Source organism: Agrobacterium sp. NPDC058088, from assembly GCF_042885035.1.
GTDB lineage: Bacteria > Pseudomonadota > Alphaproteobacteria > Rhizobiales > Rhizobiaceae > Agrobacterium.
Map to the genome: position 1 here is coordinate 814,241 of NZ_JBHVSU010000002.1, position 24,340 is coordinate 838,580.

Consider the following 24,340-nt stretch of genomic DNA (forward strand, 5'->3'; position numbering starts at 1 on the left):
GGGGCCGGTTTTAGGAAAAGACCGGCCTTGCAGTTTGAGATCAGGGAGACGACATGGCACAAGCCGAAGCTGAAAAAGGTGCGGCTGTTTCCGCCGGGGCAAAGACCGCCCGGCCGTTTTCCGCTTTTGAACGGATGGTGGCCTGGCGCTATCTGCGCTCGCGGCGCAAGGAAGCCTTCATTTCCGTCATCGCCGGCTTTTCTTTTGTCGGCATCATGCTGGGTGTGGCGACCCTGATTATCGTCATGGCCGTTATGAACGGTTTCCGCACCGAACTTATTTCCCGCATTCTCGGCATCAACGGCCACATGATCGTGCAGCCGATCGACCAGCCCTTTAACAATTATGATGAGCTGGCCAAGAAATTCGCTGCCGTTCCCGGCGTTACCATGGCCCTGCCGCTGGTGGAGGGCCAGACACTTGCCTCTGGCCGCGGCGGCGCGGGCTCCGGTGCGCTGGTGCGCGGCGTGCGCCAGGAAGACATCGACAAGGTCAAGGAAGTCGCGACCAACATCAAGACTGGTGACCTCGTCGGTTTCATGGCCGGTGATGGCGTTCTTGTCGGCTCCAGGCTCGCCGCCCAGCTGGGCGTGACGGCCGGCGACGATATCACGCTGATTTCTCCGGAGGGCGACGTGACGCCGATGGGCGTCAATCCGCGTGTCAAATCCTATAAGATCTCTGGTGTCTTCGAAATCGGCATGTCCGAATACGACGCCTCGATGATCTATATGCCGCTCTCAGAGGCGCAGCTTTATTTCAATGCCGATGGCATCGTGCAATCGATCGAGCTTTACGTCAGCCGTCCGGATGATGTCGATGGCATCCGTCCGCTGGTGGAGCAGGCCGCCGAAAGGCAGGTCTATATCACCGACTGGAGGCAACGGAACCAGACCTTCTTCTCCGCCCTTCAGGTGGAAAGAAACGTTATGTTCATGATCCTCACCCTCATCGTTCTGGTGGCGGCGTTGAACATCATTTCCGGCCTCATCATGCTGGTGAAGGACAAGGGTAGCGATATCGCCATTCTGCGCACCATGGGTGCAAGCTCTGGTGCAGTGATGCGCATCTTCTTCATGACAGGGGCGGCCATCGGCATGGTCGGCACCTTTGCCGGCGTGGCGCTTGGCGTCATCGTGTGCCTCAACGTGGAATCCATTCGGCAGTTCTTCTCCTGGATATCAGGTACGGTTCTGTTTGACCCGCAGCTTTATTTCCTGAGTCAGCTCCCGGCAGAAATGGATATCAGCGAGACGATTTCCGTTGTCATCATGGCGCTTACGCTCTCTTTCCTGGCAACGATCTTTCCAGCATGGCGGGCTTCCAAGCTCGATCCGGTGCAGGCCCTGCGTTACGAATAAGGACCGCTTCGCAATATGGCAAAAAAAACAGTGCTGCGGCTTACCGGTGTCGAGAGAACCTACGGTCAGGGCGAGACATCGCTTTCCATTCTGCGCAAGGCCGATTTTGAGTTGAGGAGCGGTGAGATGGTGGCGCTGGTCGCTCCTTCGGGCACCGGCAAATCGACGCTTCTGCATCTGGCGGGGCTCCTGGAGCATCCCGATGCGGGTGAAGTCTTCATCAACGGCGCGCCCTGCAATGGCCTGCCGGATGAAGCGCGCACCGCAATCCGCCGCAGCGATATCGGTTTCGTCTATCAGTTCCACCACCTTCTGCCGGAATTTTCAGCGGTGGAAAATGTGATGATGCCGCAGCTCATCGCCGGTCTCACCCAGGCGGAGGCCCGCAAGCGTGCAAGCGCTCTGCTCGACTATATGCGGGTCGGCCATCGCGGCGAACACCGTCCGGCGGAACTCTCCGGTGGTGAACAACAGCGTGTCGCCATTGCCCGCGCCGTCGCCAACGCGCCGCTCCTGCTGCTCGCCGACGAGCCGACCGGCAATCTCGATCCGGAAACCGCGCATTACGTATTCGATGCGCTCGAGGCACTGGTGCGCCAATCCGGCCTCGCGGCGCTGATCGCCACCCACAATCATGAACTCGCCGCCCGCATGGATCGGCGCGTGACGCTCGCCGACGGCAAGATCGTCGATTTCTGACAACGATGACTGCGCGCGGGGCCGATTCCCGCGCATCATTGCTCCCCGAAACGAGTATGCCGGTCGTTGCTGCAACGGAACCAGAACGGGTAGCCACGAGCTCGCAGTCAATCCGTTTGGCAGTTCCTCTGTAAAGTACCTGTGCCTTGAATCTTTTTTCTCCAAACCCGGACGCGCTTTCGCCTCCGGGTTTTCGCTTTGGAGTCAGCGGCTTGCCGTTCTCTGCGGCGGAACCGAAGGCGATTCTCGTACATTAGCAATAGGAATATCTGCAGAACCCTGTTGACAATCGAACAAAATGAGAACAAAATTGGAACATAACGAGTAAGGAGAGACCAATGACTGATTTCATCCGTGACGTTGCCGCTTTCGCTTCCATCGCTGTCTTTGTTGCCAGCTTTTCGGTGATCCTCACTGCCCTGTGAAGAAGACACCGGCGCAGAAGCGTGTATGGACGCCGCAAAATGGTGGACATTGAGCGCCGGAAATCGGAAAATCGCCCCCTCGATTCAGAATGACAGGAAGACGATATGGGCGATACGGTTGTGCGTGGAGACACCTCTGGCGAAACACTGAAGACCCCCGGCTTCGTCCATCTTCGCGTTCACTCGGCTTATTCCCTGCTTGAGGGGGCATTGCCCCTCAAGAAAATCATGTCCAAGGCTGTCGGAGACGGCCAGCCGGCCATTGCTATTACCGATACCAACAACCTCTTTGTCGCGTTGGAATTTTCCGAAAAGGCACGTGATGAAGGTTTGCAGCCCATCATCGGCTGCCAGCTGTCTATTGACATGCAGGATACGGCGGAGGACCGCCGCAGCCACAACAGCCATCTTCAGAAACTCCCGGCCATCGTTCTTCTCGCTGCCAATGCGGAAGGGTATGAGCGGTTGGTGGATGTCGTCAGCCGCGCCTATCTGGACGGTGAGGGCAGCGGCCATTCCGTGCACATTACCCGCGCGTGGCTTGAGGAGGCATCCAATGCCGGCTTGATTGCACTGACGGGCGCTTCCGGCGGCCCCGTCGATATGGCGCTGAAGGACGGCCACGCCGCGCAGGCGAAGGAGCGCCTGCTGACGCTAAAGTCACTGTTTGGTGACAGGCTTTATATCGAGTTGCAGCGACAGTCCGGTTACGATCGTTCCCACGAGCGACGCCTGATTGGTCTCGCTTATGAACACGACATTCCCCTCGTTGCCACCAACGAAGCGTTTTTCCCGTCCAAGGCTGACTATGAGGCGCATGATGCGCTGATGGCGGTGGCGCATAATGCCATCGTGTCCGATGACAGCCGATTCCGCCTGACACCCGATCATTACCTTAAGAGCCGTGCGGAGATGACGGCGCTGTTTGCCGATCTTCCCGAGGCGCTGGAGAATACGGTCGAGATTGCTCTGCGATGCTCCTATGTGCTGAAAAAACGTGGACCCATCCTGCCGCGTTTCACCGGCGCCAGCGACGACCCGGAAGCGGCCGAGCGCGCCGAGACGGAGGAACTGCGCCGTCAGGCGGTGGAGGGGCTGGATCAGCGGCTCGCCGCGCTCGGCATGGCGCCGGGTTATACGGAGCAGGAGTATCGCGACAGGCTGGATTTCGAACTCGGCGTCATCTCGCGCATGAAGTTTCCGGGTTACTTCCTGATCGTTGCCGACTTCATCAAATGGGCCAAGCAGCATGATATTCCGGTCGGCCCGGGGCGCGGTTCAGGTGCGGGCTCGCTGGTCGCTTACGCGCTGACCATTACCGACGTCGACCCGCTGCGTTTTTCGTTGCTGTTCGAACGCTTTCTCAATCCCGAACGCGTTTCGATGCCCGACTTCGATATCGACTTCTGCCAGGATCGTCGCGAAGAGGTGATCCGCTACGTGCAGGCCAAATATGGCCGCGAGCAGGTGGCGCAGATCATCACCTTCGGTTCGCTGCAGGCGCGTGCGGCTCTGCGCGACGTCGGCCGTGTGCTGGAAATGCCCTATGGGCAGGTGGACAAGATCTGCAAGCTGGTGCCCAACAACCCGGCCAACCCGACGCCGCTTTCGAAGGCGATCGAGGAAGAGCCACGATTGCAGGAAGAGGCGGACAAAGAACCGGTTGTCGCCCGCCTCCTGGATATCGCCCAGAAGATCGAGGGGCTTTACCGCCACGCCTCCACCCATGCCGCCGGTATCGTCATCGGTGACCGACCGCTGTCGAAGCTTGTACCGATGTATCGCGATCCGCGATCCGATATGCCGGTCACCCAGTTCAACATGAAATGGGTCGAAAGCGCCGGCCTTGTCAAATTCGACTTCCTTGGCCTGAAGACGCTGACCGTGCTGAAAGTCGCCGTTGACTTTGTCGCCAAACGCGGCATCAAGGTCGATCTTGCCGCCATTCCGCTGGATGACACCAAGACCTACGAGATGTTGTCGCGTGGCGAGACCATCGGCGTGTTCCAGGTGGAAAGTGCCGGCATGCGCAAGGCGCTGATCGGCATGCGACCGGACTGCATCGAGGACATCATCGCGCTGGTGGCGCTTTACCGCCCCGGCCCGATGGAAAACATCCCGGTTTATAACGCCCGCAAACATGGCGAGGAGGAGCTGGAATCGATCCATCCGACCATCGACCATCTGCTCAAGGAAACGCAGGGCGTTATCGTCTATCAGGAACAGGTGATGCAGATCGCTCAGGTCCTGTCGGGTTATTCGCTCGGCGAAGCTGATCTCCTGCGTCGCGCCATGGGCAAGAAGATCAAGGAGGAAATGGACCAGCAGCGCGAGCGTTTCGTTGATGGTGCCATCAAGAACGGCGTGTCGAAACCGCAGGCGGACACCATCTTCGATCTTCTGGCGAAATTCGCCAATTATGGCTTCAACAAGAGCCATGCCGCCGCTTACGCCATCGTGTCCTACCAGACCGCCTATATGAAGGCGCATTATCCGGTGGAGTTCCTCGCGGCCTCGATGACGCTCGATATGGCCAACACGGAAAAGCTCAACGATTTCCGCCAGGATGCCAGCCGCCTTGGGATTGAGGTCGTCGCACCTTCGGTGCAGACGTCTTTCCGCCAGTTCGAGACCGGCGAAAACCGCATCTATTATTCGCTGGCCGCCATCAAGGGTGTGGGCGAGGGGGCGGTGGAACACATCGTCCAGGTTCGCGATGGCAAGCCGTTCACAAGCCTTGAGGATTTCTGCCTGCGCATCGACCCCAAGCAGATCAACCGCCGCGTGCTGGAAAGCCTCATCAATGCAGGTGCTTTCGATTGTTTCGGCCGAGACCGCGCCGAACTGATCGGCGGGCTGGACCGCATCATCGGTTATGCCCAGATGGCCCAGAACAACCGCACCATCGGCCAGTCGGACATGTTTGGCTCCGGCGGCGGCAACGGCCCGGAAAAGCTTGTCCTGCCGGCTTTCCAGCCGTGGCTCGCTTCGGAAAAGCTGCTGCGCGAATATCAGGTGCTGGGTTTTTACCTCACCGCCCATCCGCTCGATACCTACCGTCCCATATTGGAAAAGTTGCGGGTGCAGAATTTCGCCGATTTTTCCGCGGCGGTGAAGCAGGGGGCAACCGCCGGGCGTCTGGCCGGCACGGTGACCGGCAAGCAGGAGCGCAAGACCCGCACCGGCAACAAGATGGGCATCGTCACCTTCTCGGATGCTTCAGGGCAATATGAGGCGGTGCTGTTTTCCGAGGGGCTCGGCCAGTTCCGCGATCTGCTTGAGGTCGGCAAATCGCTTGTCATCACGGTGCAGGCGGAAGAGCGACCGGAAGGCATCGGTCTGCGTATCCAGACGGCCCAGTCTCTGGAAGAGAAGTCCGTGCAGATGCAGAAGGCGCTTCGTGTGTATGTCCGCGATTCCGGCCCGCTGAAGACCGTTGCGCGCCACCTCAACACAAAGGGCGACGGATCGGTCTATTTCATCGTCATCAAGGACGAGGGCAGCCGTGAGATCGAGGTGGAGCTGACGGAGAAATACCGCATTTCACCTGAGATCGCCGCTGCGCTGCGGTCCGCTCCCGGTGTCGTTGATGTGGAACTGGTGTAGGGCAAAAGCCCTCACACCGGTCCTTCCTTGGTGACGGTGATGAAGTCCGTTCCCATGCCTGTCTCCATCTGGTGACTGAGATCGGAAACGGTGATCGAGCTTCCGCTTGAAAGCTCCTGTTCGATGCGGTTGCGTATCTCCGCGGGGATTTCGAGGCGGCCGAGTACAGCGCTCAACTGGTCGAAACCGCCGGGGGCCTCGACATCGGTGATTCCGAGCCGCTTGCGGGCAGCGGCTGGCAGATGATTTTCGAGCGTCACGCCGTTCCATTCAGCGGTTCCGGCAGCGCGATCCACGGAAACGGCCTCGAAGAAGTGTGTTCCAAGCGCCACTTCCGGGTCCTTGATGTCGATGGCGGCTTCAAACAGCGGTTTGAAATCCTGCCGCACCCTGATCTGGCCATTTGGCGGATGATCTTCACCGGCAGATGCGTAAAGCGCCGTCACAAAAGCATCGGTCAGAAGCGGCCCAGTGGTTTTCAGCCCTTTCCACCGCTTGAACCCGTTAATGGCGCTTACCGTCATTTCGCCGGCAAACCCATCGGCGGAACCCGCGTCGAAGCCGAGGCGGGTCAGCACGGTCTGGATATCCATCACCTTTTCCCGGTCGCCCCGACGGGTAATGAGAATGCGCAGCGGCGAGGAAGCCTTTGCTTTTGCCACCGGTTTGAGGGACTGAGTCTTTTCATTGACGGCAACCTCGACCGTACCCAATGCCGCATCGAAGGTCGCCGGGCGCAGTTCCACATCCGACAGTAGCAGCTTGCCGTCATCGGCGTCGTCGCGTGGCGTAAACAGCGCTGGATGCTGCACGAAACGCAGGGAAACCGGGCGATCGGTGATGATCACGTGGACACCGGTCTGCGTATCACTGAAGAGTGACTTTGCAAATTTCGAAGGCAGGCGCACGCAGCCATGGGAAGCTGGATAGTTCGGCACCTTGCCCTCGTGCAGCGCAATGCCGGACCACGTCAGGCGTTGCATGAAGGGCATGGGTGCGGCCGAATAGATATTCGACTCGTGGTATTTTCGTTTTTCCAGAATGGAGAAGATGCCACTCGGCGTCTCGTGCCCGGCCTTGCCGGTGGAGACTTTCGAGGTGGCGATGATCTGCCCATTCTCATAAAGCGAGAGCGACTGGTCGCTTTTGGACACCAGGATCTGCAGCGACCGGCTGTCGGCGGCAAGCGCCGGAAAGGCAAAAATGCTGACCGACAGCATGCCGGTCAGAAGACTGAGGCGAAGGGACATGACGCAATACACCACATGCACAAAACTTCCCTCACTCAACCATGCGAAGTTTAATGAAGTTTAAGGAAGCCGCAGGTGGAACATCACTAATTTGTGTAAAATCTAAAATACATTGCGCACGGGTTATGGGAGACGAGGCTGGACGGGTTCCGCAAGGTTGGTTTGAGGCTTTTATTTGCGGGTGCCGAAGGTGTAGCCGGTCTCGACGCTGCCCTTGCCGAACTTGTCGCGCAGCTTGTCCATCGCCGCTTCAGCCGCCGCCCGCCGCGTGGCCTGCCTGTCGACGAGATCGGGAGGATCGGCGAGACCGGCATCGCGCAGATCGCTGACGCCAATGCCGATGAGGCGGAATTTTGTGCCGTCGGTTTCTTTTTCCAGCAGCGCAAGGCCGGTGCGGAATATGCGGTCGGCAAGCTGTGTGGGGTCATCCAGCCTGCGGTTGCGCGTGCGGGTCTTGAAGTCGGCCGTCTTCATCTTCAGCACCACGGTCTGGCCGGCAATGCCGTTCTTCTTCAGCCGCCAGGCGACTTTTTCCGAGAGTGACCGCAGAATCGAAACGAGCTCCTCATGACGGGAAATATCGTTGAAGAAAGTGGTTTCGGACGATACGCTTTTGGCCGGATCGTTATTGTGCACATGTCGCTCGTCAATGCCGCGTGAAAGCCGGAACAGCCGCTGCCCCATCACGCCGTAACGGCGCATCAGTTCGCTCTCCTCCATCTCCTGCAATTGCGCGATCATGCGGATGCCATCCGCCTCCAGCGTCGCTGCAAAGGCCTTTCCGACGCCCCAGATGGTCGTGACCGGGCGCGCCGCCAGAAAGGACAACGCCTCCGCTTCACCGACAACCGAAAAGCCGCGCGGTTTTTGCAGCTCGGAGGCGACTTTGGCGAGAAATTTGCAATAGGAAAGCCCCGCAGAAACGGTCACCCCGACTTCTTTTTCCACGCGCCGGGCAAATTTCGCTAGCACGCGCGCTGGCGGGTCGTGATGCAGCTTCTCGGTGCCGGAAAGATCGAGAAACGCTTCGTCAATGGAAAGCGGCTGCACGAGCGGCGTCAATTCCTGCATCATCGTCCGGATTTCACGGCCGACACGGCTGTATTTTTCCATGTCCGGCTTGATGACGACAGCATCGGGGCAGGCTTCCAGCGCCTTGAACATGGGCATGGCGGAGCGCACGCCATGGATGCGGGCGATATAACAGGCAGTGGAGACAACCCCGCGCTTGCCACCGCCGACGATAACGGGCTTGTCGGCCAGTTCCGGATTGTCGCGCTTTTCGACCGAGGCATAAAAGGCGTCACAATCGATATGAGCGATGCTCAGATCATAAAGTTCGGAATGATAGAGGAGACGCGGGCTGCCACAGGCGCGGCAACGCCTCAACCCTTCTGGCTGGCCAGCCAGACAGTCGCGGCAAAAACCGGGATCATAGCGGTGCGACGTGGACATGGGCCGAAAACAAAACCAGAACGTTGCCGACCATACTCCGGCTGTGACGGTCGCTCAAGAGGCCTCTCGTCAATACACACCTGAATCCAGCCCCGGCCCGGAAAAATGGTGCCAGGCGGCGGCGACAGTTTCTGGGGATGTATCGGTGGCGGCACAGAAGGCCATCAGGTCCGGCTCGTGGCTCATCAGGAAATCCGTCAACCCGGCCAAAAAGCCGGGATCATTGACGGCCTGGCGCAACATATTGGCTTGTAACCCGCTCAAGGCGAGGAAACGCGCCAGCATGTCCGGTTCGTTTGCCAGCCAGCCAAGTATGGCGGCTGCCGTTTCTTGCGGATCCTGGCCGGCATTGCCTTTGTTTTTCGTATCGCGCATCATTTCTTCCCCGAAGTTACCTATTTTGAAACCAAATCCCTCTAGTCTTGCGCAAAGAATGGACGATGGAATCGGTTCTCTGGCAACCTATATGTCTGGATGAAGGTTTCAAAGCGAAACGGGGACTGCCCACCATGCCCAAGCAGGTCATGATAGTCGAAGACAACGAGCTGAACATGAAGCTCTTTCGCGACCTGATCGAGGCGTCTGGCTATACGACGATTCAGACGCGCAACGGCATGGAGGCGCTCGATCTCGCCCGCAAACACCGCCCTGACCTCATCCTTATGGATATCCAGCTGCCGGAGGTTTCGGGGCTGGAGGTGACCAAATGGCTGAAGGAGGATGACGAACTGCATGTCATTCCCGTCATCGCGGTTACCGCATTTGCCATGAAGGGTGATGAGGAGCGTATTCGCCAGGGTGGATGCGAAGCCTATGTGTCGAAGCCGATTTCCGTCCCGAAATTCATCGAAGTCATCAAGACTTATCTGGGCGATGCGTAAGGCGACTGGGGAACGGTTATGACGGCGAGAGTTCTGGTTGTTGACGACATTCCAGCCAATGTGAAGCTTCTGGAAGCCCGTCTTCTGGCGGAATATTTCGATGTCGTCACCGCTGAGGATGGTTTCAAGGCGCTGGCGATCTGTGATGAGGAGCAGATCGATATCATTCTGCTCGATATCATGATGCCGGGCATGGATGGTTTCGAGGTCTGCGAACGGCTGAAGGCCAATCCGAATACCGCCCATATTCCTGTTGTCATGGTCACCGCACTCGATCAACCGTCTGACCGCGTGCGTGGCCTCAAGGCCGGCGCCGACGATTTTCTGACCAAACCGGTCAATGATCTTCAGCTGATCGCCCGTGTCAAAAGCCTGGTCCGTCTGAAAGCCGTCAGTGACGAGCTGCGGCTGCGTGCGGAAACCGCCCGGCAGATCGGTATCGAGGAGATGCTGCGCAGCGATGGCCTGATGCAGACGCCGGGCCGCGTGCTGGTTGCGGATGGCCGCGCCAGCTCGCAGGAACGCATCATCCGGGCGCTGAAGCCGGTTGCGGAGGTCGATGCAGTCACGGAGCCACAGGCGGCCTTGCTCAAGGCAGCGAGCAGCCCCTTCGAACTCGTTATCGTCAATTCCAATTTTGAGGACTACGATCCGCTGAGGCTGTGTTCGCAGTTTCGCTCGCTGGAGCGCACCCGTTTTCTGCCGTTGCTTCTGGTGGCGGAGCAGGGGGCGGACGAGCTGGTGGCGCGTGCGCTCGATCTGGGGGTGAACGACTATATTCTTCGTCCGATCGATCCGAATGAACTCGTCGCCCGTTCGCTCACTCAGATCAGACGCAAGCGCTATAATGAACATCTGCGGCTCAATCTGCAGCACACGATGGAACTTGCCATTGTCGATGGGCTGACGGGTCTCAACAATCGCCGTTACCTCGACAATCATCTGAAGATACTTTTCGACCGCGCCGCGGTGCGTGGCCGCCCGATCTCCATCTGCATGACCGATATAGACCGCTTCAAACTGGTCAATGACACCTATGGTCACGATGTCGGGGATGAGGTGCTGCGGGAGTTCGCAGCGCGCATCCGCAGCACAGTGCGCGGTGCGGATCTCGCCTGCCGTTATGGTGGAGAAGAGTTCGTCGTCGTCATGCCCGATACGCCCAAGGAGCTTGCGGCAAGCGTCGCCGAGCGCCTGCGGGCGATTGTGGAGGACACGCCCTTTTATGTGCGTTCCATCGATACGGAACTGAGCATCACCGCCTCCCTCGGCATCGCCACCAGCAGCGGCGCCTTCGGTGCGCCGGACGAGATATTGAAGCAGGCCGACAGGGCGCTTTACGAAGCTAAACACGCCGGCCGCAACCGCGTCGTGGCTGCCGCGGCCTAAGACGGCCGCGGCCAATTGATCAAGACTGTCTGCGCAGTTCTCCCGCATATCCCGGCGAAATAGTTATTCGCACATCGCAGCGAATGTCGCGATACAGCAAACCATTGACCGCAGATGTATTTTATCTCTTTGCAATGAAGGGATGAATTCGGGCGGCATCAATAGAGTTCAAGTTGAAAAATACATTGAATTCTAGCTCTCAGGGAACTATAGTGTGCCAGCTTGGTATATTTAACCATGTTTCTCAGGGGATGTATCTCTGGCTTAAGAATTTATTGATTTTTATTTTACTTCTGCGCACACTCACAATCGAGAGTAACAGTTCGTCCGGCGGTTTGTCGGTCTTGCGATGATGGAATGATGGCGGTTTTTGCCGTCTCGATTTCGCTCGTCAGGGGCTGGTATTGCGTAGTTTGAATGCCCCATGATGCTCAGGTCCGCCGCATCTCCTGAATCGTGGGGTCGGTCGGCTGACGATGTCCGAATCGGTTCCTCGTGCCGTAATCACATCGTTGGCCGACCGCCTTCTTCCCGAAAACACATTGTCGATGGCGCGCGTGTTGTGAAGCGCTGGTCTTCCTGCCGATTTCTGCGAAGGGTTGTGCGGTGTCGGAGCAGGGGCGTGTTGCCCGACGCAGCCTTCGTAAGTGCCTGCGGGTATCTTTGTGCTCACAGCGCGGGCGGTGGGCTAATGCGTCTTGAATGCCTCCTGGTGTCCTTTGCTAGGGGCGGCAGCAAATTCGCAATCTACGGAGACGCAGCACCCATATTTCCACGATGGGGGAGACGCCGGGTGCGGAGAGCGCCGTGGCGGTTTTCTTCGACACAAACAAAAAACGCGCCCATGGGGCGCGCTATTTGCCGGAAAACCGATCAAGAAATTACTTGATCTTGGTTTCCTTGAATTCAACGTGCTTGCGTACAACCGGGTCGTACTTCGTCTTCGTCATCTTGTCCGTGAACGTACGGCTGTTCTTGGTGGTGACGTAGAAGGTACCGGTGTCGGCTGTCGACAGCAGCTTGATCTTGATTGTTGTAGCTTTCGCCATGGTCGTCCTGCCTTTAAACAAATGAGAAGCCGCAGGCGCTTCTCACCTCGGCTAAATCTGGCGCGAAACTACGTATCGCGCCCAAAAAGTCAAGCCTGTTTTGCCCGGAAAACAAAACGGAACCCATAAAGCACCACGTAAAGCCCGAAAAATACGGCAAGCGCCCAGGCGAAACCATCGGTGCCCGCAACATCCATGGAAATGCCCACGGCCTGCGGTCCCGCAATCGTACCCATCGCGTAACAGAAGATAAAGGCGGCATTGGCGGAGACCAGATCGGCACCCTTGAGCCGCGAACCGAGATGGGTCAGGCCGACAGTATACATGCCCGACACGAGGCCGCCCCAGAACAGCAGCAGCGCCGCCACCAGGATCCAGCTCTCCACCAGGAAAGGCAGCGCCAGCGTGCCGCAAACGCCTGCAACCGCCATCAGGGCGAGCATGGTGCGCCGATCCTTCAACCGGTCGGACAGAAGGCCGATCGGTATCTGGAAGACCATGTTGCCGATTCCCATGACCGTCAGCAGAAGTGCTGCCTGCGATTCGTTGAAACCCTCCCGGGTGGCGTAGATGGGAAAGAGCGACAGACCGCCGGCCTGCACCGAACCGAACACGAAAGCTGCGGCGGATGCCATCGGCACCAGCCAGATGTAGCGGATAAAATGGTGATTGGGCCGCTCGTTCAGTTCCGGGCTTTCGCCGCGCGCCATGAAGATGGGAATGGCGGCAAGAAGGATGATCGCGGCACCGACGAGGAAGGGCAGGATGCCTTCGCTGCCGACCGCTGAAAACAACAGTGGACCCACGGCGAAACCGACAGCAAGCCCGGTGGCGTAGATGCCGAGAACCATGCCGCGTTTTTTCGGCGGCGCCGTCATGTTGATCCAGTATTCGGACAGGATAAACAATGTGGTGGTGGCGCCGTGGAAAATGATTCGCAGCGGAAACCACATCCAGAAGGCATCAGCGAAATAGAAACTGAGTGCGCTCAGCGCCGAAATGACGACAGCCAGCAGCATGGTTCGCGCCACGCCGAAATCATGGGCGATCTTGGTGGTGACCGGAGCCGCCATCATGGCCGCAACGCCGGCCATCGCCGAATTCACCCCGATCATGGTCGAGGAGATGCCGCGTTTCTCAAGAATGATCGACAGGAGCGGCAGCCCAAGGCCGATGGCGACACCAACTGCACTGATTGCGGAAATCGCGGCGATCAGTGAGGGCCAGTGGATGGCATCCGCTTCTTCGCATTTCATTTGTGACATGACGGCCTTTATACAAAGTCTCGAATGAACCGGCCGTGGCGCGTGACATAGAGCCGCGCGGGGCTTTCAAAGGGCAATGAGGGATCACCTATCATGAGTTTTGTGACATCTTCGAGAACCGTCCGTGTGATTGTCGGCATGTTCAGACCGGAAAGGTCTGTCATGTCAAGCCATTGAACGTTGCAGAGTTCATCGGAATCACGGGTTAGGCTGACATCGAGCTCCAATTCGTCGGTGTAACAGCAAAAGAATCGCGTGTCGTAGCGCCGTACATTGCCGGGAGGCGTAATGGCGCGCGCAACATATCTGAAACGGGAAAGGTCCGGCCCCTTAGCGCCCAATCCAAGGTCCACGCCGGTCTCCTCGAAAAGCTCGCGCGCGGCCGCAAGCGCCAGAGCCCTTGCCCCGGCAGCACTGAGATGGCGCGCCGCGGAAGCGGTGAGGCTGCGCAGGACGGCGGGATGTAGATCGTTGGAAAAGGGCAGCGCATGATCGCGCGGATCGCGTTTACCGCCCGGAAATACGTAAGCGCCCGGCATGAAGACGTGGGCGCTGCTGCGTTGCCCCATCAGCACCATGAGCTGCGGGCCGGAGCGGTCGAACAGGATAAGGGAGGCTGCATCACGCGGACGCATGGGTGCGCTCACCGTCTCGCCATCTCGGAACCGCTTAAGCTCATGTAAGGCCGCGCCCACCGTCAGTGAGAAGAGCCGTCTATCTGTGGTTTTGGTTGTTTTCGGTCGAAGCCGTGCATCCGCAGCGCCCATTGCAGTCCGATCACGCCGCCCTTGATGGGTTGCAGCGTCAAAAGCGCGGCCAGAATGGTAATCGGTACCCAGATGGCAAAATGCGCCCACATGGGAATGTTCAAGACCAGATCGGTCATCATGAAGCCGCCAACAGCGATATGGCCGATGATGACGATGGAAATATAAGGCGGCAGGTCGTCCGAACGGTGATGATGCATTTCTTCGCCACAGGCCGCGCAGGCATCCACCGGCTTGAGCCAAGCCCGGAACAGGCGACCGCTGCCGCAGGCCGGGCAACGGTTGGCCATGCCGCGCATGATCGAACGGCCAAGCGGCCGTTCCGTGCTGCCGTCTCCGAAGGTGACCGTTTCCGAGCTCTGATGTGCACTCATCCTTAAGTCCTTCTCCCGTTCTTAAACCGCTTGTTGCGGTCTTGTTAGCGTCGTCCTCTCGGCGGCCGCGTTCCAGGCTTCGCGCCGGGACGCGATGTCCGCCGGCCCGCCTTGTGGAACGACCGCGATCCGACTGGCATCTTGCGGCCGGGGCTCAGCATCTCGAACCGCAACGCACCCGCCAGCGGCACTGCTTCCGCAAGCCGTACCTGCACCGTGTCGCCAAGCTGATAACCGAGACCGGTCTTTTCCCCCGTCAGAGCCTGATGCGCTTCGTCGTAGAAGAAATAATCGGTTCCAAGCGTAGATATAGGAACGAAACCATCAGCGCCAAACTGCGGCAGCGCGACAAATAGTCCCGCCTTGGTGACACCGCCGACGCGGCCTTCGAATTCTTCACCCACCCGCTCGGAAAGATGATGCGCGATCAGCCGGTTGACGGTGTCGCGCTCGGCCGCCATGGCGCGCCGCTCGAAGGTCGAGATTTCCGCGGCGATATCGTCCAGCGTCGCCTCTTCCTGTGGCGTGATGCCGCCTTCGCCGAGCCCCAGCGAGCCCACCAGCGCGCGATGCACTATGAGGTCGGCATAACGGCGGATCGGTGAGGTGAAATGGGCGTATTTCATCAGGTTAAGGCCGAAATGGCCGATATTCTCCGGGCTATAGATTGCCTGGCTTTGGCTGCGCAGCACCATCTCGTTGACCATGATCTGGTGCGGCGTATCGAGCGCGCGCGCCAGAATGCCGTTGAAGGAATTGGCGCGCATGGCCGCACCCTTGGCCATGGTAATGCCGATCGTGCCGAGGAATTCGCGCAGCACCTCCTGCTTGGTAAGCGTCGGCGCGTCATGCACGCGGTAGACCAGCGGCTGTTTCTTCTTTTCCAGCGTCTCGGCGGCGGCCACATTCGCTTGGATCATCATTTCTTCGATCAGCTTGTGCGCATCGAGACGTTCGGGAATGACGACCGCGTCGACCGTGCCGTCAGGGCGCAGTTTGATCTTGCGCTCGGGCATGTCGAGTTCCAGCGGCTGGCGACGGTCACGGCCGCGCTTCATCACCTCATAGGCGTGCCACAGGGGCTTGAGGATCGGCTCCAGCAGCGGCCCGGTCTTGTCGTCGGGCTTGCCGTCAATGGCGGCCTGAGCCTGCTGGTAGGAGAGCTTGGCGGCGCTTTTCATCATGATGCGATGGAAGGTATGGCCGGCCTTGCGCCCTTCCTTGGAGAAGGTCATCCGCACCGCAAGGGCAGGGCGGTCGACGCCTTCCTTGAGCGAGCAGAGATCATTGGAAATACGCTCCGGCAGCATCGGCACGACGCGATCCGGGAAATAAACGGAGTTGCCGCGCTTCAGCGCCTCGCGGTCCAGCGGCGAACCTGACCGAACATACCAGGAGACGTCAGCAATGGCCACGGTGACGATGACACCATCGGGATTGTCGGATGAGGTATCAGGCTCGGCGTAGACTGCATCGTCATGATCCTTGGCGTCCGCCGGATCGATGGTGATGAGCGGCAGGTCGCGCCAATCCTCGCGGTGGGACATGGTCGCGGCCTTCGCCGCATCCGCTTCCGCCATAACATTCTGCGGAAAGATATGCGGAATGCCGTGGGCGTGGATTGCGATCATTGAGATCGCCTTTTCCGAGGCAACCGAGCCGATGACCGACAGAACCTTGGCGCGCGTCAGGCCGTGACGGCCGCTGTTGCGTGAGGTTTCAACCTCGATCAGATCGCCATCTTTGGCATCGCCGACGCCATCGGGATCGATGACCATTTCCTCGCCGCGGCGATCGATCGGCATCAGCCGTCCGCCGCCACCCGGCGTTTCCTTGAACACGCCGAGCAGGGCATTCTGACGGCGGTCGATCAGCTTGACGACGCGGGCGGTATAGGCGGGGCCGGTGCTTTCCTTCGAGGGGAAGATTTTCGCGAGAATACGGTCGCCGAGACCGGCGGCTGGCGCTTTCTTGCCACGGTCCTGCGAGGATTGGCGGATCAGCACGGCCGGCGCTGCGCCAAGATCCTCCGGCCATTCCGCCGGGCGGCCGATCAGCTCGCCATCCTTGTCGCGGGTGGTGATGTCGAGAACCGTCACGGGCGGCAGGCCACCCGGTCGCGTCAGCGACTTGCGGCTCTTGTGCACCATGCCGTCGACTTCGAGTTCCTTCAGCAGCGCCTTCAGGACAACGCGGTTTTCACCCTTCAGCCCGAAAGCCTTGGCGATTTCGCGTTTGGAGGCCTGCTGCGGATGGTCCGCAATGAATTTCAGCAGTACCTCGCGGGAAGGCACCTCGCCATGGATGATGCCTTCGCCTTCACTCACCCGCTTGCCGCGCCCGGTGCGTCCGAAACCGTCGCTGGCGGAACCCTGTCTCTGACGCGGCGCTTTGCTCACACTGCTGCCTTCTTGGATTTGGCCGCTGCCTTCGGCTTGGCGGTCGTCTTGCTCTTTGTCGCCGCCTTCGCCTTGGTCGCCTTCGGTTTTGCGGCGGCGTCGCCATCGGCCTTGGCGGCGGTTTTCTTGGCCTTGGCGGGCTTGCCGCCGGTGCCGGTCTTGGCAATGCGCTCGGCGATCAACACGAGCGCCTCGTCCAGCGTCACTGAGGCCGGATCCTGACCCTTGGGAATGGTGGCATTGACCTTGCCCCAGTTCACGTAGGCCCCGTAACGGCCGTCACGAACGGTGATCGCGCCGCCATCGGGGTGGTCGCCCAGTTCCTTGAGAGCAGCCGGCGTGCCGCTGCGGCCGCGTCCCGGACCCTTGCTCTGCTTTTCGGCAATGACGGTCACGGCGCGGTTGAGGCCGATCGAGAACACGTCTTCGATGCTTTCGAGGTTTGCATAAGAACCATCATGCAGCAGGAAAGGTCCGTAACGGCCGAGCCCAGCGGAGATCATCTTGCCGGTTTCCGGGTGCTTGCCGATATCGCGCGGCAGGTTGATGAGCGCCAGCGCCTTCTCGTGGTCGATATCCTCAGGCTTCCAGCCCTTGGGCAGCGATGAGCGCTTGGCTTCCTTGCCTTCGCCGCGCTGGATGTAAGGCCCGAAGCGGCCGGAGCGAAGCGTGAGCTCCTCTCCCGTCATCGGATCGGCACCGAGTGCCTTGGGCTCGTTGAGGGCAGCGGCTTCGGCTTCCGCGCCATCGGAGGTCAGCTGACGCGTATAGTTGCACTCAGGATAGTTCGAGCAGCCGACGAACGCACCATATTTGCCGAGCTTCAGTGACAGATTGCCGGTGCCGCAAACCTGGCAGATGCGCGGATCGGAACCATCCTCACGCTTCGGGAAGACCAGCGGTGCCAGAACCTCGTTCAGCGCATCCAGAACGTTTGTGACACGCAGTTCCTTGGTGTCTTCGATCTGGGCAAAGAAATCCTTCCAGAAATCACGCAGAACCTGCTTCCAGTCCAGTTCGCCGGCGGAAATCCGGTCGAGCTTTTCTTCAAGGGCGGCGGTGAAATCGTATTCGACGTATTTGGTGAAGAAGCTTTCGAGGAAAGCCGTCACCAGCCTACCACGGGAATGCGGGATAAGCTTGCGCTTGTCGACAACGATATATTCACGATCGCTCAGCGTCTTCAGCGTCGCCGCATAGGTGGAAGGACGGCCGATGCCGAGTTCTTCCATCTTCTTGATCAGCGAAGCTTCCGAATAACGCGGCGGTGGCTCGGTGAAGTGCTGGCTGGCATTGATCTTCTGCTTGGCGAGGTTTTCGCGTTCATTGATCGGTGGCAGACGGCCTTCGTCGTCACCATCGTCGCTCTGCTCGCCATCTTCCTTCTGGTCGGTATAAGCGGCGATAAAGCCGTCAAAACGGATGACGGAGCCTACAGCGCGCAGGCCAGCCTTCTCGCCGCCGTTGCTGGCAAGAATCTCAACCGTCGTGCGCTCGATTTCGGCAGATGCCATCTGGCTCGCAATACCGCGTTTCCATATCAGCTCGTAAAGACGCAACTGGTCGGCATCGAGGTAACGCTTCACCTGATCCGGCGTGCGGTTGAAATCGGTCGGTCGGATAGCCTCGTGCGCTTCCTGCGCATTTTTGGCCTTGGTAGAGTAGAAACGCGCCTTTTCCGGCACGTAACGGTCACCGAACTGCTCGCCAATAGCCTTGCGCGCAGCATCGATTGCTTCCGGGGCCATCTGCACGCCGTCGGTACGCATATAGGTGATCAGACCAACGGTCTCACCGCCGATATCGATGCCTTCGTAAAGTTTCTGCGCGACCTGCATTGTCCTCGAGGCACCGAAGCCCATGCGCGATGAGGCCGCCTGCTGCAGCGTCGAGGTGGTGAAGGGCGGACCGGGGTTGCGCTTGACGGGCTTGGCCTCAACACTATCGACCACATAGGTTGCGCCTTCGAGCAGCGACTTCAGCCGGTTGGCTTCGTCGCCGGTCTTGATGGCGCGGTTCTGTAATCGCTTGCCGTCGGCCGAAACCAGCTTGGCTTCGAACTCGTCACCGCGCGGTGTCTTCAGCAGGGCACTGATATTCCAGTATTCCTCGGAAACGAAACGCTCGATTTCGGATTCGCGATCGCAGACGAGGCGCAGCGCCACCGACTGCACACGGCCGGCGGATCGGGCGCCCGGCAGCTTGCGCCACAGAATCGGAGAGAGGTTGAAGCCGACGAGATAATCGAGCGCACGGCGGGCGAGATAGGCGTCCACCAGCGGCACGTCGATGTCGCGCGGGTTCGCCATGGCGTCCAGAACCGCCTTTTTGGTGATGGCGTTGAAGACCACGCGCTTCACCGGCTTGTCGCCAAGCACACGCTTCTTCTTCAAAAGATCGAGAACGTGCCAGGAAATGGCTTCGCCTTCGCGATCCGGGTCGGTTGCGAGAAAGAGGCCGTCGGAGGATTTTACCGCATCGGCAATATCCTTCATGCGCTTGGCGGACGCGCTATCGACCTCCCAGGACATTTCGAAATCCTGGTCGGGCAGCACCGATCCGTCCTTGGCAGGAAGGTCTCTGACGTGGCCAAAGGATGCAAGAACCTTATAGCCCGAGCCAAGATACTTATTGATCGTCTTGGCTTTGGCAGGAGATTCTACGACGACGACATTCATATTGTTCTTCTCTGGAACTGGTCCGTTAACGTGGCCCCGGTTGCAGCTTAGTGCCGCAATTGGCCTTCTTTATAATTCGACATGGACAGGTAATGCCCGCTGGTCAAGAGGCAAGCCCGATTTTCTCGCTTCCAGGTGACTACAACCTATGGATAATCTATTGTTGTATTGCAATCTTTAGTAAATTGGTTATGATGGGCAACATCATTTGAACAGACTTAATGCTTCCCGTTTCAGGCTGAATTTCCAGGATAAATATATGGTCCCGAACCCAACAAACAATAATGCCGATAATGAAGGGACCAGAGAGAGCTTGGCATACATCCGCCAGATGCTGGCGGAACTGCGGCAGGTCGCACACCGTGAGGGCGCGGACATGCTGTGTTACCTGATCGAGATGGCCTACGTCGAAGTCGGCGATATTCAGAGCGGCCGGCGCAAACTGTCAATCCGCGATGAAGAGCGACACGCGCCCCCCGGCATGCCGGTTTAGGCGTCCGGCAATATCAAGCTCCAGCAGCACCAGGTGAACGGTGGCAGCGGAGAAACCCGTGTGACGGATGATATCATCGGTCTCCACGGGCGAGGGACCGAGAGCGGCGGCGATGATGCTGCGCTCGTCGTCCCCTGGTGGTGACATCTCGGTGTCGGATCTCGGTTCCTCGATCTTCCGGTCATAGGGCAATTGCGGCTCCATCAATGGTCGCAGTGCATCAAGAATATCGGCCGCTCCCGTGGTCAGCATGGCGCCTTCCTTGATCAGCCGGTTGGTGCCTTCGCAACGCGCATCGAGCGGGGAACCGGGCACGGCGAAAACAAGCCGCCCGGCTTCACCTGCAAGCCGCGCCGTAATCAATGAACCCGAACGTTCCGCCGCTTCCACGATGACGACGCCGAGCGAGACGCCTGCGATCAACCGATTGCGGCGCGGGAAATCCCGCGCGCGAGGCTCCCAGCCGAAGGGCATTTCGCTGATTGTCGCGCCGCCCTGATCGTATATCTCCTGCAAAAGTCCGAAATTTTCCTGCGGGTAGGGGCGGTCGAGACCGCCGGCCAGCATCGCCACCGTGCCGGTTGCAAGGCTTGCCCTGTGCGCGGCTGCATCGATGCCGCGCGCCAGTCCCGATGCGATCGTGTAACCGGCCCGCCCACAGTCGCGTGCCAGCATGGCCGCGAATTTCGCACCATTGATGGAAGCGTTGCGCGAGCCGACAATGCCGATGGAGGCTCTTGTCGCCGCATCCGCCGAACCCTTCATGGCGATCAGCGGCGGTGCGCCATCCAACTGCCGCAACGCTGGTGGATAATCTGGCTCGCCGATGCCGACGAAACGCGCGCCGAAATTCTCGGCCGCCTCAAGCTCCCGTTCCGCCTCCGCCTGGGTGGCGATGCGCGGACTACGCGACGAACCGCCACGGCGCGACAGTTCGGGCAGGGCATCCAGCGCTTTTTCAGCGCTGCCGAAATGATTGATGAGTTCGCGAAAGGTGACGGGACCGATATTGTCGCTGCGGATCAACCGTAACCATGCCACTCGCTGCCGCGCGGAAAGCTCTATGCCCTGCCGTGTCGTTTCCTTATGCGGCATGACATGTCCCCAAGATGAACTTTAGCTTTTCTGTCCGATCCTGCTTTCCGTGCCCGCCATCAGGCGCTTGATATTTTCTCGATGTTTCCACCAGGAAATCACGCTGAGCAGGGTCACGAGAAGCGCCGTCTTTTCGGGTCCGAGCACCCAAAGTGCAACGGGGATGATCACCATGGCCACCAGCGCAGAAAGCGACGAATAGCGGGTGATAAAAGCGGTCGCGATCCAGATCAGCGCAAAGGCAAGCATCATGAGGGGTGCAGCGCCGAGAAGCACACCGATATAGGTCGCCACACCCTTGCCGCCCTTGAAGCCGAGCCACACCGGAAACAGGTGGCCGAGGAAGGCAAAGAAGCCGGCGACCAGCGAGGCCTCGTAACCCCAGAGCGCATTGGCGACCAGAACCGCCGCCGTGCCCTTCAGCGCGTCGAGCAGCAGGGTCGCGGCGGCGAGTTTCTTGTTGCCGGTCCGCAGCACGTTGGTCGCGCCGATATTGCCGGAGCCGATCTTGCGCACATCGCCCAGCCCCGCCATGCGGGTGAGAATGAGGCCGAAGGGAATGGAGCCTAAGAGATAGCCGATCAGCGCCGAAAGCGCGAGAAGGGCAGGCGCGGTCTGCCAGTCAGTCAAAGCACTCATTCAGATGTCCCCTCTGTCGCGCTGTCAGCGTGATCTCTTGCCGTGATCTTATGCCAAGGAATGAACGGCTTTGCCAGCCACATAAGTGGCAATCGCGCGGCCGCTGAAACGGGCATCCTCGAACGGCGTGTTTTTGGATTTGGAGACCAGTTGCTCCTTCGCCACAAGCCATGGCTCATCGAGATCGATCAGCGTGATATCGGCCTTCGCGCCGACTTTAAGCGTTCCAGCATCGAGACCAAAAATCTTGGCCGGGCGGGTGGAAAGGGCATCGATCAGCCGCATCAGCGGAACTTCACCACTGTGGTGGAGGCGCAGCGCCGCCGCCAGCATGGTCTCGAGCCCGACCGCGCCGCTCGCCGCATCCGAAAACGGCAGACGCTTGGTATCGACATCCTGGGGGTCGTGCGAGGAGACGATGATATCGATGGTGCCGTCCTTCAGCGCCTCTACCATGGCCTTGCGGTCGTCTTCGGCGCGCAGCGGCGGGGAGAGTTTGAAGAAAGTGCGGTACTCGCCGATATCGTTTTCATTGAGCGTGAGATGATTGATCGAGATGCCGCAGGTGGCTTTCACGCCCCGCTGCCGCGCAACCCGGATCGCCTCCGCCGATTCCGGCACGGAAATCTTGGCGGCGTGATAGATCGCCTGTGTCAGGCCTGCAATGCGCAGGTCGCGCTCCAGCGGAATGATCTCGGCTTCCTTGGGAACGCCTGACAGTCCGAGCCAGCTTGCGAAAAGCCCCTCGTTCATGTCACCGCCGCCGATATATTTGTCGCGGGTCTCGAGCGCGATGACAGCCCCCAGCTCACGCGCATAGGTCATGGCGCGGCGCAGCACCAGCGTGTCGGACAGCGCCTTACGACCATTGGTGAAAGCCACTGCACCGGCTTCCTTCAGCATGCCGAATTCGGTCATTTCCTCGCCTCGCAGACCCTTGGTCAAAGCCGCTGCGGGATGCACATTGACGATCGCCTTGTCACGCGCCGTCTTCTTCACATATTCGACCAGCGCGATGTCATCGATGACGGGATCGGTATCAGGCATCATGATGATGCTGGTGACGCCGCCTGCCGCTGCCGCGCGCGATGCGGATTCAATGGTTTCGCGGTGTTCGGCACCCGGCTCACCCACGAAAACACGGGCATCTACCAGACCGGGAACGGCCACGACACCCTTGCAGTCGCGCACTGTCGCACCATCAGGTACGCCTTGATTGTGCGCATCCTTGCCTGCTGCGAGAATGGTGCCATCGGCGCCGATGACGATGCTACCGGTCTCGTCGAGATTGCGGGAGGGATCAACGATGCGGAGGTTCTTGAGAACGGTCACGGCACTCATACGCGCTCACCCTGATTTTGCGAGACAAGCAGGGTTTCCATGACAGCCATGCGCACGGCAACCCCCATTTCCACCTGGCTTTCGATGACGCTCTGCGGGCCATCGGCCACTTCGGAGGCGATTTCCACGCCGCGGTTCATCGGGCCGGGATGCATGACGAGCGCATCTTCCTTCGCCGCCTTCAGCTTTTCGGCATCGAGGCCGTAATAGTGGAAATATTCGCGCACCGAAGGCACGAAGGAGCCAGACATGCGCTCACGCTGCAGGCGCAGCATCATCACCACATCGGCATTCTTCAACCCTTCCTTCATATCGTGGAAGACTTCCACGCTCATGTCGCGAATGCCGGAGGGAAGAAGCGTGGCCGGGGCCACGACGCGCACGCGCGCACCCATCTGGTTGAGCAGGATGATGTTGGAGCGGGCGACGCGCGAGTGCAGCACATCACCGCAGATTGCCACCGTGATACCCGAAAGCTCGCCCTTGGCGCGGCGAATGGTCAGCGCGTCGAGCAGCGCCTGCGTCGGGTGCTCATGTTGGCCGTCACCGGCATTGACCACCGAGCAGGCCACCTTCTGTGCCAGAAGGGCGGCGGCACCGGCGGAAGAGTGACGCACGACAAGCACATCTGGCCGCATCGCGTTCAGCGTCATCGCCGTATCGATCAGCGTTTCACCTTTCTTTACCGAGGAATTGCCGACCGACATGTTCATTACGTCCGCGCCGAGGCGCTTGCCGGCAAGTTCGAAGGAAGACTGCGTCCGCGTCGAGGCTTCGAAGAACAGGTTGATCTGCGTCAGACCCCGAAGCGTCGAGGTCTTTTTCTCGCGCTGGCGGCTAATTTTCACCGCCTCGTCGGCCTTGTCGAGAAGCAGGGTAATATCCTGATGGGAAAGCCCCTTGATGCCGAGAAGATGGCGATGGGGGAAGAAGACCATGCGGTGTGCCTCCTGACGGGCGCCGCATTTTCCCGTGAAAATGCCCGGAACGCCCGAATGCTGATCCGCGCGCTCCCATTCGCTGTGAACACGCCTCAGGAGTGCGGCGGAATTCGGTCCTGCGCTCTATAGAGATTGCATGGTCACGGGGCAAGCGCCTGCGGCCCCCGAAATGAAAACACGACGATGTTTCCCCAATCCTTAAGACCCGCATTTCGATGGACGATAATGGGTTG

General features: G+C 59.5%; 19 protein-coding genes. 6 read left to right on the forward strand and 13 right to left on the reverse strand.

Going from position 1 to position 24,340, the window contains the following annotated elements:
- The first annotated feature begins 53 nt into the window (after positions 1-53).
- The 3 genes from ACFVTJ_RS09350 to dnaE all read left to right on the forward strand — a co-directional run bounded on the left by ACFVTJ_RS09350 (position 54) and on the right by dnaE (position 6,091).
- Positions 54-1,361: a lipoprotein-releasing ABC transporter permease subunit gene (locus tag ACFVTJ_RS09350; RefSeq protein WP_386906603.1), complete on the forward strand. Its 1,308-nt coding sequence runs from the start codon at positions 54-56 to the stop codon at positions 1,359-1,361.
- Between the two features lie 15 nt (positions 1,362-1,376).
- On the forward strand, positions 1,377-2,060 hold the full coding sequence (locus ACFVTJ_RS09355) for an ABC transporter ATP-binding protein (RefSeq protein WP_386906605.1): 684 nt from the start codon (positions 1,377-1,379) through the stop codon (positions 2,058-2,060).
- 530 nt (positions 2,061-2,590) lie between these two features.
- The gene (gene dnaE, locus ACFVTJ_RS09360; protein ID WP_386906607.1) at positions 2,591-6,091 is read left to right on the forward strand and encodes a DNA polymerase III subunit alpha; all 3,501 of its coding nucleotides are present in this window, start codon (positions 2,591-2,593) and stop codon (positions 6,089-6,091) included.
- Positions 6,092-6,102: 11 nt separating this feature from the next.
- Here dnaE and ACFVTJ_RS09365 read toward each other — a convergent pair whose 3' ends face one another.
- From ACFVTJ_RS09365 to ACFVTJ_RS09375, 3 genes are all read right to left on the reverse strand, one after another.
- A complete protein-coding gene (locus ACFVTJ_RS09365; protein WP_386906609.1) occupies positions 6,103-7,341 on the reverse strand; it encodes a L,D-transpeptidase family protein in 1,239 nt (412 codons plus the stop codon).
- Between the two features lie 171 nt (positions 7,342-7,512).
- Positions 7,513-8,796: a DNA polymerase IV gene (locus ACFVTJ_RS09370; RefSeq protein ID WP_386906611.1), complete on the reverse strand. Its 1,284-nt coding sequence runs from the start codon at positions 8,794-8,796 to the stop codon at positions 7,513-7,515.
- Between the two features lie 69 nt (positions 8,797-8,865).
- On the reverse strand, positions 8,866-9,174 hold the full coding sequence (locus ACFVTJ_RS09375) for a DUF3572 domain-containing protein (protein ID WP_386906613.1): 309 nt from the start codon (positions 9,172-9,174) through the stop codon (positions 8,866-8,868).
- A 131-nt stretch (positions 9,175-9,305) separates the two neighbouring features.
- On the opposite strand from ACFVTJ_RS09375, the gene ACFVTJ_RS09380 reads away from it, so the two are divergent.
- Both ACFVTJ_RS09380 and ACFVTJ_RS09385 read left to right on the forward strand, forming a co-directional pair.
- Positions 9,306-9,677, forward strand: a complete 372-nt coding sequence (locus ACFVTJ_RS09380; RefSeq protein ID WP_003521498.1) for a response regulator — start codon at positions 9,306-9,308, stop codon at positions 9,675-9,677.
- Positions 9,678-9,695: 18 nt separating this feature from the next.
- Positions 9,696-11,066 carry a PleD family two-component system response regulator gene (locus tag ACFVTJ_RS09385; RefSeq protein WP_386906615.1) on the forward strand — a complete coding sequence of 457 codons (1,371 nt, stop codon included), beginning with the start codon at positions 9,696-9,698 and terminating at the stop codon, positions 11,064-11,066.
- A gap of 881 nt (positions 11,067-11,947) precedes the next feature.
- On the opposite strand, the gene rpmG is transcribed toward ACFVTJ_RS09385, so the two are convergent.
- The 6 genes from rpmG to topA all read right to left on the reverse strand — a co-directional run bounded on the left by rpmG (position 11,948) and on the right by topA (position 19,598).
- Positions 11,948-12,115 carry a 50S ribosomal protein L33 gene (rpmG, locus tag ACFVTJ_RS09390; protein ID WP_003496403.1) on the reverse strand — a complete coding sequence of 56 codons (168 nt, stop codon included), beginning with the start codon at positions 12,113-12,115 and terminating at the stop codon, positions 11,948-11,950.
- Positions 12,116-12,204: 89 nt separating this feature from the next.
- A complete protein-coding gene (locus tag ACFVTJ_RS09395) occupies positions 12,205-13,371 on the reverse strand; it encodes an MFS transporter (protein WP_386906925.1) in 1,167 nt (388 codons plus the stop codon).
- Positions 13,372-13,388: 17 nt separating this feature from the next.
- Entirely contained in the window at positions 13,389-14,015 is a 627-nt protein-coding gene (locus tag ACFVTJ_RS09400) for an NUDIX domain-containing protein (protein ID WP_386906927.1), read from the reverse strand.
- Positions 14,016-14,077: 62 nt separating this feature from the next.
- Positions 14,078-14,521 carry a DUF983 domain-containing protein gene (locus ACFVTJ_RS09405; RefSeq protein ID WP_386906618.1) on the reverse strand — a complete coding sequence of 148 codons (444 nt, stop codon included), beginning with the start codon at positions 14,519-14,521 and terminating at the stop codon, positions 14,078-14,080.
- Positions 14,522-14,565: 44 nt separating this feature from the next.
- Positions 14,566-16,920, reverse strand: a complete 2,355-nt coding sequence (gene rnr, locus ACFVTJ_RS09410; protein WP_386906620.1) for a ribonuclease R — start codon at positions 16,918-16,920, stop codon at positions 14,566-14,568.
- Positions 16,917-19,598: a type I DNA topoisomerase gene (gene topA, locus ACFVTJ_RS09415; protein WP_386906622.1), complete on the reverse strand. Its 2,682-nt coding sequence runs from the start codon at positions 19,596-19,598 to the stop codon at positions 16,917-16,919. Before topA ends, rnr begins: the two co-directional genes overlap by 4 nt.
- Before the next feature lie 259 nt (positions 19,599-19,857).
- Between topA and ACFVTJ_RS09420 the strand changes: the two genes are divergently transcribed.
- Positions 19,858-20,091 carry a hypothetical protein gene (locus ACFVTJ_RS09420; protein WP_386906624.1) on the forward strand — a complete coding sequence of 78 codons (234 nt, stop codon included), beginning with the start codon at positions 19,858-19,860 and terminating at the stop codon, positions 20,089-20,091.
- Here the strand turns inward: ACFVTJ_RS09420 and dprA are convergent.
- From dprA to ACFVTJ_RS09440, 4 genes are read right to left on the reverse strand one after another with little or no spacing between them, the layout of a single operon-like run.
- Positions 20,044-21,186, reverse strand: a complete 1,143-nt coding sequence (gene dprA, locus ACFVTJ_RS09425; protein ID WP_386906626.1) for a DNA-processing protein DprA — start codon at positions 21,184-21,186, stop codon at positions 20,044-20,046. The two genes, ACFVTJ_RS09420 and dprA, sit on opposite strands and share 48 nt — an antisense overlap.
- 21 nt (positions 21,187-21,207) lie before the next feature.
- A complete protein-coding gene (gene plsY, locus ACFVTJ_RS09430; protein ID WP_386906628.1) occupies positions 21,208-21,825 on the reverse strand; it encodes a glycerol-3-phosphate 1-O-acyltransferase PlsY in 618 nt (205 codons plus the stop codon).
- 48 nt (positions 21,826-21,873) lie between these two features.
- Positions 21,874-23,166, reverse strand: a complete 1,293-nt coding sequence (locus ACFVTJ_RS09435) for a dihydroorotase (RefSeq protein ID WP_386906630.1) — start codon at positions 23,164-23,166, stop codon at positions 21,874-21,876.
- A complete protein-coding gene (locus ACFVTJ_RS09440) occupies positions 23,163-24,104 on the reverse strand; it encodes an aspartate carbamoyltransferase catalytic subunit (protein ID WP_003502441.1) in 942 nt (313 codons plus the stop codon). Before ACFVTJ_RS09440 ends, ACFVTJ_RS09435 begins: the two co-directional genes overlap by 4 nt.
- Positions 24,105-24,340: the final 236 nt, after the last annotated feature.

Coding starts and splice junctions, on each gene's coding strand:
- topA (WP_386906622.1), bottom strand. CDS start 19,598: ATGAATGTCGTCGTCGTAGAATCTCCTGCCAAAGCCAAGACGATCAAT.
- ACFVTJ_RS09375 (WP_386906613.1), bottom strand. CDS start 9,174: ATGATGCGCGATACGAAAAACAAAGGCAATGCCGGCCAGGATCCGCAA.
- ACFVTJ_RS09350 (WP_386906603.1), top strand. CDS start 54: ATGGCACAAGCCGAAGCTGAAAAAGGTGCGGCTGTTTCCGCCGGGGCA.
- plsY (WP_386906628.1), bottom strand. CDS start 21,825: ATGAGTGCTTTGACTGACTGGCAGACCGCGCCTGCCCTTCTCGCGCTT.
- ACFVTJ_RS09440 (WP_003502441.1), bottom strand. CDS start 24,104: ATGGTCTTCTTCCCCCATCGCCATCTTCTCGGCATCAAGGGGCTTTCC.
- ACFVTJ_RS09370 (WP_386906611.1), bottom strand. CDS start 8,796: ATGTCCACGTCGCACCGCTATGATCCCGGTTTTTGCCGCGACTGTCTG.
- ACFVTJ_RS09435 (WP_386906630.1), bottom strand. CDS start 23,166: ATGAGTGCCGTGACCGTTCTCAAGAACCTCCGCATCGTTGATCCCTCC.
- dprA (WP_386906626.1), bottom strand. CDS start 21,186: ATGCCGCATAAGGAAACGACACGGCAGGGCATAGAGCTTTCCGCGCGG.
- ACFVTJ_RS09355 (WP_386906605.1), top strand. CDS start 1,377: ATGGCAAAAAAAACAGTGCTGCGGCTTACCGGTGTCGAGAGAACCTAC.
- ACFVTJ_RS09385 (WP_386906615.1), top strand. CDS start 9,696: ATGACGGCGAGAGTTCTGGTTGTTGACGACATTCCAGCCAATGTGAAG.
- ACFVTJ_RS09405 (WP_386906618.1), bottom strand. CDS start 14,521: ATGAGTGCACATCAGAGCTCGGAAACGGTCACCTTCGGAGACGGCAGC.
- ACFVTJ_RS09365 (WP_386906609.1), bottom strand. CDS start 7,341: ATGTCCCTTCGCCTCAGTCTTCTGACCGGCATGCTGTCGGTCAGCATT.
- ACFVTJ_RS09420 (WP_386906624.1), top strand. CDS start 19,858: ATGGTCCCGAACCCAACAAACAATAATGCCGATAATGAAGGGACCAGA.
- ACFVTJ_RS09395 (WP_386906925.1), bottom strand. CDS start 13,371: ATGAAATGCGAAGAAGCGGATGCCATCCACTGGCCCTCACTGATCGCC.
- ACFVTJ_RS09400 (WP_386906927.1), bottom strand. CDS start 14,015: ATGCGTCCGCGTGATGCAGCCTCCCTTATCCTGTTCGACCGCTCCGGC.
- rpmG (WP_003496403.1), bottom strand. CDS start 12,115: ATGGCGAAAGCTACAACAATCAAGATCAAGCTGCTGTCGACAGCCGAC.
- ACFVTJ_RS09380 (WP_003521498.1), top strand. CDS start 9,306: ATGCCCAAGCAGGTCATGATAGTCGAAGACAACGAGCTGAACATGAAG.
- dnaE (WP_386906607.1), top strand. CDS start 2,591: ATGGGCGATACGGTTGTGCGTGGAGACACCTCTGGCGAAACACTGAAG.